Origin of the sequence: Vibrio gangliei (genome assembly GCF_026001925.1) — a bacterium.
GTDB classification, from domain to species: Bacteria; Pseudomonadota; Gammaproteobacteria; order Enterobacterales; family Vibrionaceae; genus Vibrio; species Vibrio gangliei.
The window spans coordinates 723,501-741,069 of record NZ_AP021869.1; the positions used below are offsets into that span (position 1 = coordinate 723,501).

The 17,569-nt window shown below is 42.8% G+C and carries 14 protein-coding genes; 11 read left to right on the forward strand and 3 right to left on the reverse strand.

The features are described from left to right. Positions 1–106: 106 nt before the first annotated feature. From mgrA to dnaJ, 3 genes are all read left to right on the forward strand, one after another. Complete coding sequence (gene mgrA, locus Vgang_RS03310; RefSeq protein WP_105903089.1) at positions 107–1,138, forward strand: L-glyceraldehyde 3-phosphate reductase; 1,032 nt, start codon at positions 107–109, stop codon at positions 1,136–1,138. A 315-nt stretch (positions 1,139–1,453) separates the two neighbouring features. Further along, positions 1,454–3,364 carry a molecular chaperone DnaK gene (gene dnaK, locus Vgang_RS03315; RefSeq protein WP_105903088.1) on the forward strand — a complete coding sequence of 637 codons (1,911 nt, stop codon included), beginning with the start codon at positions 1,454–1,456 and terminating at the stop codon, positions 3,362–3,364. 305 nt (positions 3,365–3,669) lie between these two features. Next, positions 3,670–4,812, forward strand: a complete 1,143-nt coding sequence (dnaJ, locus tag Vgang_RS03320) for a molecular chaperone DnaJ (protein WP_105903087.1) — start codon at positions 3,670–3,672, stop codon at positions 4,810–4,812. Between the two features lie 218 nt (positions 4,813–5,030). Here the strand turns inward: dnaJ and Vgang_RS03325 are convergent, their stop codons facing one another. Then, positions 5,031–5,501 carry a type IV pilin protein gene (locus tag Vgang_RS03325; RefSeq protein WP_170066854.1) on the reverse strand — a complete coding sequence of 157 codons (471 nt, stop codon included), beginning with the start codon at positions 5,499–5,501 and terminating at the stop codon, positions 5,031–5,033. A gap of 96 nt (positions 5,502–5,597) precedes the next feature. Here Vgang_RS03325 and Vgang_RS03330 point away from each other — a divergent pair, with 96 nt between their 5' ends. The 6 genes from Vgang_RS03330 (at position 5,598) to tadA (ending at position 10,401) form a co-directional block, all read left to right on the forward strand. After that, positions 5,598–6,134, forward strand: coding sequence for a GspH/FimT family pseudopilin (locus Vgang_RS03330; protein WP_105903086.1), 537 nt, complete (start codon positions 5,598–5,600; stop codon positions 6,132–6,134). Next, the gene (locus Vgang_RS03335; RefSeq protein ID WP_105903085.1) at positions 6,112–6,705 is read left to right on the forward strand and encodes a PilW family protein; all 594 of its coding nucleotides are present in this window, start codon (positions 6,112–6,114) and stop codon (positions 6,703–6,705) included. Before Vgang_RS03330 ends, Vgang_RS03335 begins: the two co-directional genes overlap by 23 nt. Further along, positions 6,705–8,036 carry a hypothetical protein gene (locus Vgang_RS03340; RefSeq protein WP_105903084.1) on the forward strand — a complete coding sequence of 444 codons (1,332 nt, stop codon included), beginning with the start codon at positions 6,705–6,707 and terminating at the stop codon, positions 8,034–8,036. Before Vgang_RS03335 ends, Vgang_RS03340 begins: the two co-directional genes overlap by 1 nt. After that, entirely contained in the window at positions 8,026–8,424 is a 399-nt protein-coding gene (locus tag Vgang_RS03345; protein WP_105903083.1) for a type IV pilus modification PilV family protein, read from the forward strand. Before Vgang_RS03340 ends, Vgang_RS03345 begins: the two co-directional genes overlap by 11 nt. A gap of 113 nt (positions 8,425–8,537) precedes the next feature. Continuing rightward, positions 8,538–9,818 (forward strand): hypothetical protein, encoded by a 1,281-nt coding sequence (locus Vgang_RS03350; protein ID WP_105903082.1) that lies wholly within the window; start codon positions 8,538–8,540, stop codon positions 9,816–9,818. 61 nt (positions 9,819–9,879) lie between these two features. Beyond that, positions 9,880–10,401 carry a tRNA adenosine(34) deaminase TadA gene (gene tadA, locus Vgang_RS03355; RefSeq protein ID WP_105903081.1) on the forward strand — a complete coding sequence of 174 codons (522 nt, stop codon included), beginning with the start codon at positions 9,880–9,882 and terminating at the stop codon, positions 10,399–10,401. A 59-nt stretch (positions 10,402–10,460) separates the two neighbouring features. On the opposite strand, the gene Vgang_RS03360 is transcribed toward tadA, so the two are convergent. Further along, complete coding sequence (locus tag Vgang_RS03360; protein ID WP_170066853.1) at positions 10,461–10,598, reverse strand: hypothetical protein; 138 nt, start codon at positions 10,596–10,598, stop codon at positions 10,461–10,463. A gap of 271 nt (positions 10,599–10,869) precedes the next feature. Beyond that, complete coding sequence (gene mltF, locus Vgang_RS03365) at positions 10,870–12,387, reverse strand: membrane-bound lytic murein transglycosylase MltF (protein ID WP_105903080.1); 1,518 nt, start codon at positions 12,385–12,387, stop codon at positions 10,870–10,872. 347 nt (positions 12,388–12,734) lie between these two features. Between mltF and purL the strand changes: the two genes are divergently transcribed. Together purL and Vgang_RS03375 are read left to right on the forward strand one after the other, a co-directional pair. Further along, positions 12,735–16,631, forward strand: coding sequence for a phosphoribosylformylglycinamidine synthase (gene purL / locus Vgang_RS03370; RefSeq protein WP_105903079.1), 3,897 nt, complete (start codon positions 12,735–12,737; stop codon positions 16,629–16,631). 320 nt (positions 16,632–16,951) lie between these two features. Further along, entirely contained in the window at positions 16,952–17,563 is a 612-nt protein-coding gene (locus Vgang_RS03375; protein ID WP_105903078.1) for a YceI family protein, read from the forward strand. The last annotated feature ends 6 nt before the right edge of the window (positions 17,564–17,569 follow it).

Here is a 17,569-nt window from a genome sequence, read left to right on the forward strand (position 1 = left end):
CAGCTTCATAAAATATGGATAAAGACTAGCGGCTCATGAGCTGAATATGAAAGTGTAGAAAGCAGAACGTTTTCTACACTTTTTTCGTATTAGATTAGGAGTATTCATGAATCGTTACGTTCCCGCCGAAGATCGTTATCAAAAAATGCAATATCGCCGTTGTGGTCAATCAGGATTATTACTGCCTGCTGTGTCATTAGGTTTGTGGCATAACTTTGGTGATGATGCCTGTCATCAAAATAAGCGTGATATTTGCCAAACCGCTTTTGATAATGGGATTACCCATTTCGATTTAGCCAATAACTATGGCCCAGAGCCAGGTAGTGCCGAAACGGTATTTGGCCAAATTCTCAAAACCGATTTTGCAGGCTTACGTGATGAGCTCGTCATTTCAACGAAAGCGGGTTATCACATGTGGAACGGCCCTTACGGTGAATGGGGATCGCGTAAATACTTAATTGCTTCTTGTGATCAATCGTTAAAGCGTATGGGACTAGATTATGTGGATGTTTTTTATTCGCATCGCTTTGACCCGAATACCCCATTAGAAGAAACCATGGGTGCTTTGGAACATATTGTGAAATCTGGACGCGCATTGTATGTCGGAATTTCTTCTTATAACTCTGAATGTACGCGCAAAGCGGTGGAGATTTTGAGCGATTTAGGTACGCCATGTTTGATCCATCAACCGAGTTATAGCATGTTGAATCGCTGGGTCGAAACGGATGGTTTGAAAGATACTTTAAAAGAGCTCGGTGTAGGGTCAATAGCCTTTAGTCCACTCGCTCAAGGCATGCTTACCACTAAATATCTTAATGGCATCCCAGAAGGCAGTCGTGCAACACAAGGGAAATCGCTACAGCAAGACATGCTCACAGAACAAGCGATTGAAAAAATTAAAGCCTTGAATGACATTGCACAGCGACGTGGGCAAACATTGGCGCAAATGGCGATTGCTTGGGTGTTGCGTAACGAAGGGATCACGACCGCACTTATCGGAGCGTCTAAAGCCTCTCAAGTGCTTGATTGCGCCGGTGCGGTGAATAATTTGGAGTTTACTCAGCAAGAGTTAGATGAAATCGACTTGTACGCACAAGATGAATCCATCAACTTATGGGCAAAATCTTCTCGAACTTAACAATGATTTAATCAGAATTGATTCGTTGATTTAAACTGCAACAATTCCCATTAATTTGAAGCCGCTTCATTGGTGAAGTGGCTTTTTGTGTATTTGGCATTGGAATAAATTTTTTGATTCTGGGGATTTTTTTAATTTTTCCCCTTGAAAAGCAATTTGTCGCCCCTATCTATTGAGCATACAGAAAAACGTAATGCGAAATGCAAAACAAATTAGCTTACAGGGTTGAATCCCAATTCTGAGCCCCCATTTAATTGAAATGAAAATGCTGGGTTTAGCAAAAACTGAATAACTGAATTCTTTGGAGAATCTCAAATGGGTAAAATCATTGGTATTGATTTAGGTACAACTAACTCATGTGTTGCTGTACTAGATGGCGACAAACCACGCGTCATTGAAAATGCGGAAGGTGAGCGTACAACACCATCTGTTATCGCTTACACCGACGGTGAAACTTTGGTTGGTCAACCAGCTAAACGTCAAGCGGTAACTAACCCTGAAAATACACTATTTGCAATCAAGCGTTTGATCGGTCGTCGTTTTGAAGACGAAGAAGTTCAACGTGACATCGAAATCATGCCTTACAAAATCGTTAAGGCTGACAATGGTGATGCTTGGGTAGAAGCGAAAGGCCAAAAAATGGCAGCTCCTCAAGTTTCAGCTGAAATCTTGAAGAAAATGAAAAAGACAGCTGAAGATTACCTAGGTGAGACAGTAACAGGCGCGGTAATCACTGTACCTGCATACTTTAACGATGCACAACGTCAAGCAACAAAAGATGCTGGTCGTATCGCAGGTCTTGAAGTAAAACGTATCATCAACGAACCAACAGCAGCAGCGCTAGCTTACGGTCTTGATAAGAAAGGCGGCGATCGCACTATCGCAGTTTACGACCTTGGTGGTGGTACATTCGATATTTCAATCATCGAAATTGATGAAGTTGAAGGCGAAAAAACATTTGAAGTTCTAGCAACTAACGGTGACACACACCTAGGTGGTGAAGACTTCGATACTCGTTTAATCAACTACTTAGTAGCAGAATTTAAGAACGAGCAAGGCATTGATCTGAAGAAAGATCCTCTAGCGATGCAACGTGTTAAAGAAGCGGCAGAAAAAGCGAAGATCGAACTGTCTTCTGCACAACAAACTGACGTGAACTTACCGTACATCACAGCGGATGCAACAGGTCCTAAGCACATGAACGTTAAAGTGACTCGCTCTAAACTAGAATCTCTAGTTGAAGACCTAGTTCAACGTTCTCTTGAGCCACTAAAAGTTGCTCTAGCCGATGCGGATCTATCAGTAAGTGAAATTACTGACGTTATCCTAGTGGGTGGTCAAACACGTATGCCAATGGTTCAGAAGAAAGTTGCTGAATTCTTTGGTAAAGAAGCTCGTAAAGATGTAAACCCTGACGAAGCGGTAGCAATCGGTGCTGCGGTTCAAGGTGGTGTTCTAGCGGGGGACGTGAAAGACGTTCTTCTACTAGACGTAACGCCTCTATCTTTCGGTATCGAAACGATGGGTGGTGTGATGACTAAGTTGATTGAGAAAAACACAACGATTCCAACAAAAGCGAATCAAGTGTTCTCAACAGCAGAAGATAACCAAAGCGCGGTAACTATCCACGTATTGCAAGGTGAGCGTAAGCAAGCGTCTTACAACAAATCTCTAGGTCAATTTAACCTAGAAGGTATCAACCCTGCGCCACGTGGTATGCCACAAATCGAAGTAACATTCGACTTGGATGCGGACGGTATCTTGAATGTATCTGCGAAAGATAAAGCAACAGGTAAAGAGCAAAAAATCACGATCCAAGCGTCTGGTGGTCTATCAGAGGAAGAGATCGAGAAAATGGTACAAGAAGCCGAAGCTAACAAAGAAGCGGACAAAAAGTTCGAAGAGTTAGTAACGACTCGTAACCAAGCTGACCAAATGATCCACGGTACTCGTAAGCAAATCGAAGAAGCGGGTGACGCACTTCCAGCTGACGAGAAAGAGAAAATTGAAGCAGCGATTGCAGCGCTTGAATCAGTGAAATCTGGCGACGACAAAGAAGCCATCGACACTAAAGTTCAAGAGTTAGCAGCAGCGGCTCAAAAATTGATGGAAATCGCTCAGCAGAAAGCTCAAGCACAACAAGCTGAAGGTGGCGAACAAGCAAAACCTGAAGACGATGTTGTTGATGCAGAGTTCGAAGAAGTAAAAGACGAAGACAAAAAATAATCCTTTGGGTTAAGTCGAGTCTGCTGCTCTGTAGATTGAGTTAATGGGTTTACAGAGTAAGTGAACAAAAATGCGGGCGTTTGAGATTGTCTCTCACGCCCGCAATTTTCGATCTGATACTGGTTAATTTATTTGGGCAATGTCCCGCTAGATAATCACTTCTGCCACGAAATTGAGAGCAAGGCATATCGGATTATCTAGCTAGATATAGCTGAACTTCTATTTAAACATTTTGGAAAACACAGGTAAGTCTGAATTTACATATAAATATCTGTCTTATCGGTTAAATAATTGGTGAAACGAGCATGTCAAAACGTGATCTTTATGAAGTATTAGGTGTAAGCCGTGATGCATCAGAGCGCGATATTAAAAAGGCGTATAAACGTCTTGCGATGAAATATCACCCAGACCGCAACCAGGAAGCGGATGCCGCGGATAAATTTAAAGAAGTTAAAGAAGCGTATGAAGTCTTAACCGATCCTCAGAAAAAACAAGCTTATGACCAATACGGCCACGCAGCCTTTGAACAAGGCGGCTTCGGCGGAGGCGGTGGTGGCTTCGGTGGAGGCGGCGGCTTCGAAGATATGTTTGGCGATGTATTCGGCGATATCTTTGGTGGCGGACGTCGTGGCGGTGGTCAACGTGCGCAACGCGGTGCCGATTTACGTTACAACATGGAACTAAGCCTAGAGGAAGCGGTTCGTGGTTGTGAAAAAGAAATCCACATTTCAACGCTGGCTGAATGTGAAGTGTGTGATGGCAGCGGAGCTAAGGCTGGTTCAAGCTCGCAAACTTGTGGAACCTGTCATGGTCACGGCCAAGTGCAAATGCGCCAAGGTTTCTTTGCGGTACAACAAACTTGTCCAACCTGTAATGGTCGCGGCAAAATTATTAAAGATCCTTGCGGTGCTTGTCATGGTGAAGGACGTAAGAACAAGAGCAAAACGCTTAATGTTAAGATCCCAGCCGGTGTCGACACCGGTGACCGTATTCGCTTAAATGGCGAAGGTGAAGCGGGTGAACTCGGCGCGCCAGCCGGTGATTTGTATGTTCAAGTTCACTTAAAACCACACCATATTTTTGAGCGTGAAGGCAATAACTTACGCTGTGAAGTGCCTGTGAGCTTTACTCTGGCTGCTTTAGGTGGTGAAGTAGAAGTGCCAACACTAGATGGTCGTTTTAAACTGAAAGTACCAGCTGAAATGCAAACCGGACGAATGTTCCGCATGCGTGGTAAAGGCGTGAAATCAGTACGTGGCGGCGCAACCGGTGACTTGATTTGTAAACTAGTAGTCGAAACGCCAGTGAAATTGAGCTCACGCCAAAAAGAACTATTACGTGAATTGGAAGAATCTTTTGGCGGGGAAGAAGCAAGCCAAAAGCATAAACCGAAATCAGACGGTTTCTTCAATGGCGTGAAAAAGTTCTTTGATGATTTGACGAGCTAAAGCAGTGTTAAAGATTCAAGATGATTAAGTACAAAGCCTCCAGTGATGGGGGCTTTGTTGGTTTACGGGGCTCGTTTTTTCGGGCGCTGCGCTGCTCGTTTATCGGAAAAGAATAAGATGAGTTCCTAGTTCCTAGTTCCTAGTTCCTAGTTCCTAGGGGGATTGTATCTTTATCGAGCAACGAGCAGTGAAACGACCGCGCCCCCGAGTTACGAGCCTTAATTCCAACACCCATCCACGCTTGTCCCATTCTTTTCAGCTGAACCAACCGATCCCGCATTCATACTTAGCGTGCCACATTTATCTTTTGTTTGGCCCAGTTTCGCTTGCGGCGTTGCTTTAATCGTATAAAGGTTAATGCCGCTTGCTCCAGAGATGATGGATAATTTGTAGCGGTCAGTGTCATTTTGACAGCCCACAGAGGCATCACAATCACCGGTTGAATTATCGATAATGGTGTAGTCATAACTGCCAGTTTGAGTTCGGTTTTGCTCTAGCTGCAGTTGAATTTTTACCATATCACTCATAACCGCAGAGCGATGACTTTTTAAAATATGCTCTTGGTAACTTGGGTAAGCAATTGCTGCGAGAATGCCTATGATCGCCACTGCAATCAATAATTCGATCAATGTCATTCCTAAATGTTGAGCTTTTGCTTTGTTGCATCGATTTATTCGAATCATTTCCATTACTTCCTGTTAGAGACTTATGCCATTTTTGATAAGTGCTAGCATCTGTGCAAGTTGAAAAATCATAATGTAACTAGTTGCAAAGGATTTTGGGGAATGGCTCGAGGGTTTACGCTGATCGAAATGCTGATTTCATTAGTTGTACTAGCAGTTTTGCTAGCGGCAGCCGTGCCTTCATTTGGCGGAATGAGTGAACGTTCGAAGATGCAAAGGTTAGCTGAGGAGCTTCAAGGTTTTTTTGTACAAACGAAATCTGAAGCGGTGCTCCGAAATCAACCTGTTTATTTGAATTTTGTCAAAATAGGGTCTGAATACAGTGGAGAATGGGGGCTGGCAACCCGAGCTAGTGCGACACCTGCCACGTCATTATCTTCTGCGCAATCGGATGCACTAGTGTATTTAGATGGCCATCCATTTAAAAATATAACGGTCAATTTTCCTATGGCTAATGGCTCGACTTTGCTTTCAGTTTTAGAGTTTGAACCCGTCAATGGCAAGCCTATACAGCCATCGAGTTTGTCATTTTTTGTCGATGCCAATAAGCCTCTCAAATTAGTGTTTAGTAATGTGACAGGCCGAATTCGTATCTGTGGGGATGGAGGGGCATTTTATGGCTACCCATCTTGTGAATAATCGTATTGCAAAGCAAAAAGGCGTCTCTTTAGTTGAGATGATGGTGGCATCTGCCATCAGTATTATTGCAATCATCGCCGTTGGTAGTGTTTTTCTGTCGGGGCAAAAATTAGCCACAGAGAGAGCACAAAGATTGTTAGTTATCCAAGGGGTGAATGAAGCACTTCGGTATATCAAAGAAGATGCTCAACGAGCGGGTTTCAACGGCACGGATGGTTATTCGTTAATGCTTTCTGGGGCTTCAAATGTGATCAGCACGTCCTCTTCAAGCCTTGCTTATACCTATAAGAAGCCAGACGGTAAATATACTCAAGTGGCTTTTGCATTTAATGATGCCAAACTTAAGATCTGTGAGAAAACGGCGTCTGCTGCTATCTCTACCATTTGTACTCCTGATCAATCTTTACTTGATCAACACAGGTTAACCGTTGATTCATTTGTTGTTACTGAATCCCCATTAGGCAGTACGGTGAGCTCTGCACTTATTACATTATCTTTGACAGCTTCTTTACTTGATGGGTCTCATACTCAAACTCTAAGCACACAAATTAAGCAAAGGAATTGGAAATAATGATTTCCCGTGCTAGACATTTTTATTCTATTTCATCTCAGCAAGGTGCAGCGACTTTGCTAACAGCAGTGCTACTTCTTGCGGCCGCTTTAGTGGTATCTCTTGCCAGCTATAAAAGTGTTTTTTTTCAAGGGAAGCGTGCCCAAAATGAGATTGAGGCGAGGCAACTACACTGGAAAGGGGAAGGGCGCTTAGAGTGTGTATTCGCCAAACTGGTGGATGTTTCTTCGAATGACCCGAACTCAGTTTCATATAATGACTGTGATCAACCAACGAATATTCATATCACCAGGCAAGGTACTTCAAATCTATATACGGTTGAGTCGAATGAAAATGGCTATCGAGTGGTTAAGGTGTTAAGAGTGCCTACTGTAGGAACAATGGGAGCGTTGTCAGCTAATGCAGATATTTATTTTCTTGGATCGTATGAATTTAATCCTCAACCACTAGAAATATTGGCTTCGGGGTCACCTAAGTGTGTAAGTGTCAAATATTCGAAAAGTTTATATTTAGCTCCAGATACACCAAAAAGTGAGCTCGTTACCGATAAGGTTATGACACCAGAAATGCTATTAACGAGTTGTGATTCTGAATATATTACTGATGTTGAAGCTGTGACGACATTGAAAAAACTCTCTGAAATAAATGATGGTCTTGATAGTGATGGGAACAGTTTATCTGATGAAACTGAATTTAAAGGTGATTATTTATACGAAGAAAATTTTCAACCTTTTGAAGAATTATTTGGTGTGCCTAAGAGTGAATTAACTTCGATAAAAGATGAGTTTGAAGTAATTAATGGGGGGCAATGTGCATTATACGGGAATGGGACTACAGATAGAAATCCATCAAATTGTGCGTGTGACGCTAATATTGCACAAAAAATACTGCAAGATAAAAAGTTAGTTTGGGTTGATGGTAATTGTGATATTGGCCTTGGTTCAAAGATACAAAGTGCTGATGCTTTTAAGGGTTCAACTGGCACCATTGTTGTTATTCAGAATGGCATTTTTTCATCAACAGGTAGTGTTCCATTTAATGGTGTTTTATATCAGCTATACACAAACAATCTTTCTCCAAGTTTATCTGTTTGGGATGGTTATACAGGTAAAGTATGGGCAAATAGTACATTTTCTGATATTGGACAGGTCCCTATTGCTTATCTTTCTGGTTCGTATGAGCCTAAAGGTTTAGTCGTTATTGATGCTCCAGACCAGATAGCAACATTTCACGGTGGTTTTAAGTTTACTTATGACAAATCCAAAATAGAAAACCCTTTAGGGCAGTTATTAAAACCCAAATGGATAAAAGGATCATGGAATGATTTCTAAACAGCAAGGCTTTAGCTTAATCGAAGTGCTGATCACCTTTGTGATTTTAATCGTTGGTATTATGGGCTTAGTCAAATTACAAACCTATATGGAAAGGCAAGCTGACTATGCGGAAAACAGCATCAAGGCACTGCATTTAGCTGAGGCTCAATTAGAATTGTTTCGTACACGCTCTGTTAGCGGGGCGGATGGAACCATTACTTTTGCCAGTATTTCTGATGGAAGCGCTGTTTCAGGGGCTTACTTAACTAAATGGATGGTCTCTGATTCTTTATCGGGTGCACTTAAAACCATTGAGATTGAAACAGGCTGGAGTAACCGTTGGAATGAGCGTCAGTCAGTTGCTTTGAAAACGATGATCTCTCAATACAATGAGTTTGATAACTGAGTCGAAGTTTTTTATCAAAAGTATGATGAAAAGTATGAGACGCATTTAACTAAGAGCTTTATCAATTAATATTTCTTTGTCTTCAAATAAAATAAGAAAGCAAAGGAATTGCAATGAAGAAATATCAAGAGGGGGCGGCCAGCCTCCTTTTTAGTGGGTTAATTTTAATTGCTGCTCTCACACTATTACTGACATCTTATAAATCAACATTTTTTCAAGCCAAGCGAGTTCAAAATGAAATTGAGGCTCGGCAGAATCAGTGGGCGGGTGAAGGTGCGGTTGAATGCGCTTTTACTAAAGCTCAGCAAGATCGCAGCCGCCCCCAATTTATCCAAGCCGATTATTTAAAAAGTGATTGTCAGCAACCACTAGCGTTAGATGGTATTAACGTTGTTTCTCTTGGAAGCAAAAAATATTCACTTCAACCCTTGGATGAGCGCAGCCAGCCTGTAGTGCAAAAGGTGATGGATTTTAGTAGCGATCGTATTACAGGGGCGATCCAATCCACTGGAGATCTATTTATGCAGGCAGCAACGCTAGTTAGCCCTCCAGATCCTGGAGAAGAAACAGAAGAGGGCTGGGAGTGTGTAACTATAAGGTATAAAAATGCCATAGAGTTAAGCGGTTCTCTGGTTAACCATGGCGTACAAATCAATGAAAAACCGTATGATGGCTTTGAAGATAATGGGAAAAATTGTATCGACCTTAAGGAGAAAGGCAAAAATAAAAGAGAAAGTGGCCTATTGCATGATACAGAGTTAAAACCATTTGAAGCTATGTTTGAAATATCGAAAAGTGAATGGATGCAAGTAAGAGATAACCCTAAGTATGACTTTACTATTATAACGGGTGACAAAGCCGTATCTGGAAGTGCTATTCCACGAGTAACAGACTGTGGTCAAAAGGTTAAAGAGTTAATTGAACTTGGCAATACGCATATATGGATTGATGGTTCATGTGAAATTACTGGTGATAATTTATCCGGTATGGCTCAGGCTTCACAGTCTACAGAGGGTGTGTTACTGATGGTTCACAACGGTGTATTTTCGTTAATAGGATCGGGAAACTTTAAAGGGGTGTTATTTCAACTAAATGATGGCTTTCAACCTACAAGTGATGACTGGGTGGGATTAGAAGGGAATGACTATTTAAGTAATAATGGTTACAACAATCAGGTTCATCAGGCTTTTGGTGATGATTATCCTGATGCGAATACCGCGGCCTACTTCCAACGAGGATCTTTTAATTTTACGGGGGGGCAGTTTTTAGATGTTGATGATCAATTAGTGATGTTTCATGACTCGTTAAAATTCAGCTACAACGAAGATGTCATCGATGCTGTTCTTGGCTCGACACCACCACGCTGGGTAAAAGGTTCCTGGCAGGATTTCTAACTTTTTATAATGTGCCGGATCTAGGTATAATCTGGCACATTATTTTCTAAGAGCCAAATTCATGACATCGTTACCGACAGACTCTGCGACTACATTTACACCACAAGACCACGACTTTATGTTGCGTGCAATCGAGCTAGCGGCCATCGCTGAAGATAACGGTGAAGTGCCTGTGGGGGCTGTGTTAGTGAAAAATGGTGAGATTATCGCAGAAGGGTGGAATGCATCGATTGGGGCGTATGATGCTACCTCACATGCTGAAATTGTCACTTTGCGTAAAGCTGGGCAAACCCTACAAAACTATCGACTTCTTGATACCACCTTATATGTCACTTTAGAGCCTTGCCCTATGTGTGCTGGCGCTTTATTACATAGTCGAGTTGGACGCATTGTATTTGGGGCTTACGATTTGAAAGCAGGGGCGGCTGGAACGGTGTTGAATCTATTTGAAAGCCAAGCCTCATATCATTATGCGCAAGTTGAAGGCGGCCTGTTAGAGGAGCAATGTCGTCACCAGTTGCAAGCGTTTTTTAAACGCCGACGTAAAGAAATTAAACAAGCTAGGAAAGAGAAAGAAGAATAAAAAAAGGGGGGGATTATCGACAAACAAAATGTGAATTTGTTTGCCGAAATTGTCAGAATCTATACTTCAGACCAGAAGATATAAGATCGATGACGCCATAAAATTTGCTTTTTGTTGTTTGACAGCATGCGACGGCGACGAGTGGCGTTCGATTGAGTTCGAACTAGTTTACTTAGTGTTTTCTTCTTAGAGAACATAGGGTATGCCTCCTTAATGATTGTCTATTATTTTATTCTTTTTATATCGTCTCTTTGTGACGTACTCATGACAGTTGTAGCACAGTTTATTTTTCTCAGCTAACTCTTTTTTACAAAAAAAACGGCTTTTATAATGTTTTTTGGTTGAGATTGTTATTTCTTCTATTTTTGGTTTCAATAGGCATAAAAAAGCGAAACCATATTTGATTTCGCCCTTATTCGATTTTACTTAATGGGGTTCACTTTCGTTCAAAGCGTGACTTCAATATGCTTATTGACTACCTTTGGCTTGTGATACAGACCTTGTGTTAGTAGAAGACATATCACTATTGCTAGCTTCAGCATTACTCACAGAGCTTGCATCGATAACTTGGAAATCTTCGCCTTTAGGTGTGTTAGTTCCCCCCATTTGATTTTCTGACTCATAGCCAATAATGGTTTGGTAATAACGACGAATATTCTCAACGTAGTTTTTCGCTTCATCCCCTCGAGCAAAACCATAGCGTGTGTATTTGTAGTAGCCGGGAATACGCAGTTTCGGCAATCTATCTTTTACATCGGTCCATGAGTCCGGGTTACCACCTTCGTGCTGGGTAATACGGCGTGCATCCATCACATGTCCGTAGCCAACATTATAAGACGCAAGGGCAAACCAAATTTTTTCATGCTCAGGAATCGAGTCAGGAATACGTTCAACCACACGTCTTAAATATTCTACACCACCATAAATGGATTCTTCTGGGTCCAAACGATTATTTACCCCAACCATTTTAGCCGTGGATTGTGTCAGCATCATCATGCCACGAACACCGGTTGGCGACGTTGCTCTAGGGTTCCAATGTGACTCTTGGTATGCCAACGCAGCAATTAAGCGCCAATCAAATTCTTTTGAATATTTTTGGAATAAAGTTTTGTATTTTGGCAGTTTTGAATCAAGAGAGCGAATAAAGGCTCGGGTATCAACATAATCAAAGCTTTGTATATGACCAAAATATTTTTCTTCTAAGTTGGCCAATTGCCCTGATTGGTTAAAGTTACCAAAAAACTCCACCATTAACGCGTACAGAGAATCATCGTCGGTTTTACGAATAAACCAAGATATAGGTTGATCTTCGGTTAGTTCAAACGCAAGCGCAAGGTTTGGGTGTAGGCGTTGAGTGATAGACAGTGAAACGGAGTCAACAATGGTAAAGTCGATTTTTCCTTCCGACACATCTTTTAATAAATCCGTGCTGTCTTCAGTCGCCGTGGTTTGCCACTTTAGTTCAGGATAAACTTTACTCAATTGTTGCAAGGTGTATTCGTACTGAGAGCCTTTCACCACAGTTAAAGTGGCTTCTTTATCGATGAGTTGTTGGAGATTTCTTGGGCGCCAAGTGCCTTTCTTATAGATCACTTGTTGACTAATGTAGTAATAGGCTGGGCCTGCGTTGAATTTTTTCAATCGATCTGGTGTGTGGCTAAGCCCTGCGGCGACGATGTCCACTTCTTGATTTTCAAGTGCAGGAAGTAGCCCTGTTAAATGATAGGCCGGTTTGATTTCAAGTTTGACCCCCAGTTCATCGGCAAATTGCTTTGCTAACTCATATTCCAGCCCCGTCGGACCTTCTGGACCAATAAAATAAGATAATTGGTTATTCAGAGTCCCCACGCGCAAGACGCCACGCTCTTGGATCTTTTCTAGGTCGGTCATCGATTGAGGATTGGGTTTGCATGCGGCTAATCCTAAAAGGATAAAAGCAATAAAAACCAATCGCTTAAATTGAGAATGAGAGTAAAAGGTCGTCAAAAGGAAATCTCATAAAGCCAATAGAAGCTACTTTATATCAAATGGCGTCTATATCAGCAAAATTTGCCGTGAAAATTGTTGTTTTAGGTATGTAACATTTTGCTGCTACCTTTGGCTTTGTGAATGAAAAAACAACAACCCAATTAGATAAAAAATGTTTTGCGTAAAAAATTGCGCAAACGGTTGCTTTTTGAGTTACGTCTCAGTTGAATTTCCTCTATAATACGCCGCAAAAGGCTAAGGTGAGATTGAAATCAGCTGGTAAGTTAGCCTTAACGCATAGGCTTATGAACTGATTTCAATATCACTTTTCTTTTTTAAAACAACTGCTAAAGAGACCTAAGCACATGAGAATTTTGCGTGGTTCACCCGCTTTATCCGAGTTTCGTGTCAATAAGCTTTTAGAGCTTTGTCGTGAATTGAATCTACCTGTGTCTGGCATCTATGCGGAATTTACGCATTTTGCAGACCTCACTTCTGAACTGACTCCGCAAGCGCTTTCTAAACTTGAAAAGCTACTGACTTACGGACCAACCATCGAAGATCACGAGCCTCAAGGTCTATTACTTCTTACTACGCCTCGTCCGGGCACCATTTCTCCTTGGTCGTCGAAAGCGACCGATATCGCCCACAATTGTGGTTTGCAGCAAATTAAACGTCTTGAGCGTGGTACGGCTTACTACATTGAATCGAGCGAAACATTATCTGAATTGCAATTGGTTGAGCTAAAAGCGTTATTGCATGATCGCATGATGGAAGTGGTGTTCACGGATTTTGAGCAAGCCCATGCTTTATTCCAAGTGGCTGAACCTGCGCCATTAACGGAAGTTGACCTACTTACCGGTGGACGAGCTGCGCTTGAAGAAGCAAACGTTTCACTTGGGTTGGCTTTAGCGGAAGAAGAAATTGAATACCTAGTTGAAAGCTTCACTGAAAAGCTAAAACGTAACCCAACCGATATTGAATTGATGATGTTTGCTCAAGCGAACTCTGAGCACTGTCGTCATAAAATCTTCAACGCAGGTTGGACTATTGATGGTGTTGAGCAAGAAAAATCTTTGTTCAAGATGATCAAAAATACCTATGAAGTGACGCCTGACAATGTGTTATCCGCTTATAAAGATAACGCAGCGGTGATGACAGGTTCAACGGTCGGCCGTTTCTTCCCAGATCCAAAAACTCGCCAATACGGCTACCATCAAGAACAAGCACATATCTTGATGAAAGTGGAAACTCACAACCACCCAACGGCGATTTCTCCTTGGCCGGGCGCATCGACAGGTTCAGGTGGTGAAATTCGTGATGAAGGTGCAACCGGTATTGGTGGTAAACCAAAGGCCGGTCTGGTGGGTTTCTCGGTTTCTAACTTGAAAATTCCTAACTTTGTTCAACCATGGGAAACCGATTTTGGTAAACCAAGCCGTATCGTAACAGCGCTGGACATCATGCTTGAGGGTCCTCTAGGTGGCGCAGCATTCAACAATGAATTTGGTCGTCCAAACTTGTTGGGCTACTTCCGTACTTATGAAGAGAAAGTAAACTCTCATAATGGCGAAGAAATTCGTGGTTACCACAAGCCGATCATGATCGCTGGTGGTATGGGTAATATCCGTGACGAGCATGTTCAGAAGAAAGAAATTCCTGTTGGAGCAAGCCTAATTGTTTTAGGTGGCCCAGCAATGAACATTGGCCTAGGTGGCGGCGCGGCTTCTTCTATGGCTTCTGGTCAATCCGCGGAAGATTTAGATTTTGCTTCTGTTCAACGTGAAAACCCAGAAATGGAACGCCGTTGCCAAGAAGTGATTGACCGTTGTTGGCAATTGGGTGAAGAAAACCCAATCGCCTTTATTCACGATGTGGGTGCGGGCGGTATTTCTAATGCATTACCTGAGCTTGTGGATGATGGTGAGCGCGGTGGTATCTTCCAACTTCGTGACGTGCCAAACGATGAGCCAGGAATGAGCCCATTAGAAATCTGGTGTAACGAATCTCAAGAGCGCTATGTGTTAGCGGTTGCACCAGAGAATATGGAATTATTTGACGCTATTTGTAAGCGTGAACGTGCGCCTTATGCCGTGGTTGGTGTGGCAACAGAAGAACGTCAATTAAAACTAGAAGATTCACACTTCGACAATACGCCAATCGACATGCCAATGGATGTACTTTTGGGTAAAACGCCAAAAATGCACCGTGATGCGGTTACACTGAAAGCGAATAACCCAGCGATTGATCGCAGTGGTATTGAGCTTAATGAAGCTGTTGATCGTGTTCTTCGCTTACCAACTGTTGCTGAGAAAACGTTCCTTATTACTATCGGTGACCGTTCTGTGACTGGTTTAGTAGTTCGTGACCAGATGGTTGGCCCATGGCAGGTTCCGGTCGCAAACTGCGCAGTGACAGCCGCAAGTTACGATTCTTATCACGGCGAAGCGATGTCGATGGGGGAGCGTACGCCGGTTGCACTACTCGATTTTGGTGCATCAGCACGTTTAGCGGTAGGTGAATCAATTACTAACATCGCGGCGACGGATATTGGTGATATCAAACACATTAAACTGTCGGCTAACTGGATGTCTCCAGCGGGTCACCCTGGTGAAGATGCAGGTCTGTATGAAGCGGTAAAAGCCGTCGGTGAAGAGTTGTGTCCAGCGCTTGGTTTGACCATTCCTGTGGGTAAAGACTCCATGTCGATGAAGACCAAGTGGCAGCAAGATGGGGAAGAGCGTGAAGTGACGTCGCCACTTTCTCTTGTGATCACGGCGTTTGCTCGCGTTGAAGATGTACGTAAAACCGTGACGCCTCAATTACAAGTGAACAAAGGCGACACCAGCTTAATTTTGGTCGACCTAGGTAACGGCAAAAATCGTATGGGCGCGACTGCGCTTGCGCAAGTGTATAAGCAATTAGGTGACAAACCTGCGGATGTCGACAATGCTGAGCAATTAAAAGGTTTCTACCTTGCGATGCAGGCCTTGGTTCGTGAGAACAAACTTTTGGCTTACCACGATAAAGGCGACGGCGGCTTATTTGTGACGCTAGCTGAAATGGCCTTTGCCGGGCACTGCGGCGTGAAAGCGAACATTGAAGCATTAGGTGATGACGCGCTAGCCGCGCTCTTTAACGAAGAACTAGGCGTAGTAATTCAAGTCCATAACGACGATCTGACTGCGGTACAAGCGACATTAGTGGCCAATGGTTTAGCGCAATGTTCGCACGTGATTGGCTCTGTAGAAAACAGCGATTCTATTGTTGTGACTTCTGGCAATACGGTGGTTCTTGATCGTAACCGTACTGAGCTTCGCACCATTTGGGCGGAAACAACCCATAAGATGCAGGCTCTACGTGATAACCCTGCGTGTGCTGACCAAGAGTTTGCAGCGAAGAAAGACAACACAGACCCTGGTCTCAACGTGAAATTAAGCTTTGACATCAACGAAGATATTGCAGCGCCGTATATTGCGACTGGCGCTAAACCTAAAATGGCGATCTTACGTGAGCAAGGCGTTAACTCACATGTTGAGATGGCAGCAGCGTTTGACCGTGCTGGATTTGAAGCGACCGATATTCACATGAGTGACATCTTAACGGGTCAAGCAGCATTAGAAGAGTATCAAGGCTTAGTGGCTTGTGGTGGCTTCTCTTATGGTGACGTACTTGGTGCTGGTGAAGGTTGGGCAAAGTCGATTTTGTTCAACGACAATGCTCGTGAGCAATTCTTAGCTTTCTTTGAGCGCCAAGAGACAATTGCACTTGGTGTGTGTAATGGTTGTCAAATGCTATCAAACCTACGCGAGTTGATCCCAGGTGCAGATTTATGGCCTCGTTTTGTGCGTAATGAATCTGAGCGTTTTGAAGCACGCTTCAGCCTAGTTGAAGTTCAAGAATCGAATTCTGCATTCTTTAATGGTATGGCGGGATCTCGTATGCCTATCGCGGTTTCTCATGGTGAAGGTCGTGTGGAAGTACGTGATGATGCACATCTGCAAGCGATTGAAAACTCGGGCACGGTGACGCTACGTTACGTGGACAACTTGGGTAACCCAACTCAACAATATCCAAATAACCCGAACGGCTCACCCAATGCCATTACGGGTTTAACGACTACCGATGGCCGTGTCAGCATCATGATGCCGCACCCAGAACGTGTCTTTAGAACGGTCGCAAACTCATGGCATCCAGAAGATTGGAATGAAGATAGTCCATGGATGCGTATGTTCCGCAACGCACGTAAGCATATTGGCTAATCGATTTTCGTAGCTTGAACGCTTCGCTTCTCGTTGTTCGAAAGAGATAAGCAAAGAGTAAAACGGTCACTTCGGTGGCCGTTTTTATTTTTTGAGCTCAACTGCTTATTTATGACTAAACTTTGAACGATAAGGTTTTTGATAGATAAGATAATTCTTTTGGGTTATTGATATAAACGTCTACTACAAGGCGTAAAATCAATTGAAAACCTCAGAATTGATAAAGTCCTGACATTATGAATACGTAAACATCACAAACGCCCAATACACTGAACCTTTGATGATATTTGTAAACGGTAAGTGAAATAAGGAATGCTGCCATGAAATGGTTGATAGAAAAAAGTGGGTCAAAAGTAGGTCTATCAGCGGCACTGTTTGCTATGGGATTGGGTATTTCTCAACCGGCGTTTGCGTTATTGAGGTTAGATCCACTTCATTCACAGGTAAATTTTATTTCCGTTAAAAATGAATCGGTAACAGAAGTGCATAACTTTAGAACGATCAGCGGAATGGTGAACGAGCAAGGTACCGCAGTAGTTGATATCGATCTTGCTAGTATAGATACCAATATCGAAGTCCGTGATGAACGTATAAAAGAGTTGTTATTTGATGTTGTTAATTACCCAGAGGCAAGCATTAATGCCAAGTTGAATATTAACGATGTTAATAATATGGCTGTAGGGGAAAGTAAAGTGATTCCGCTGACAGCCGAACTTTCTTTACATGATCATCAAGTGCCGATTGAAACAAAGGTTTCTGTGACGGCACTAGAAGATGGTGGGCGTCTCGTCAGTACTCTTGAACCTATCGTTATTTCTGCCGCGGATTTTGGGCTTGAGGGAGGGATTAAAGCCTTGCAAGATGTTGCACAGTTACAATCCATTTCCACTACGATTCCTGTCACGGTGCAATTGCTGTTCTTGCCAGAGTAATCTTAT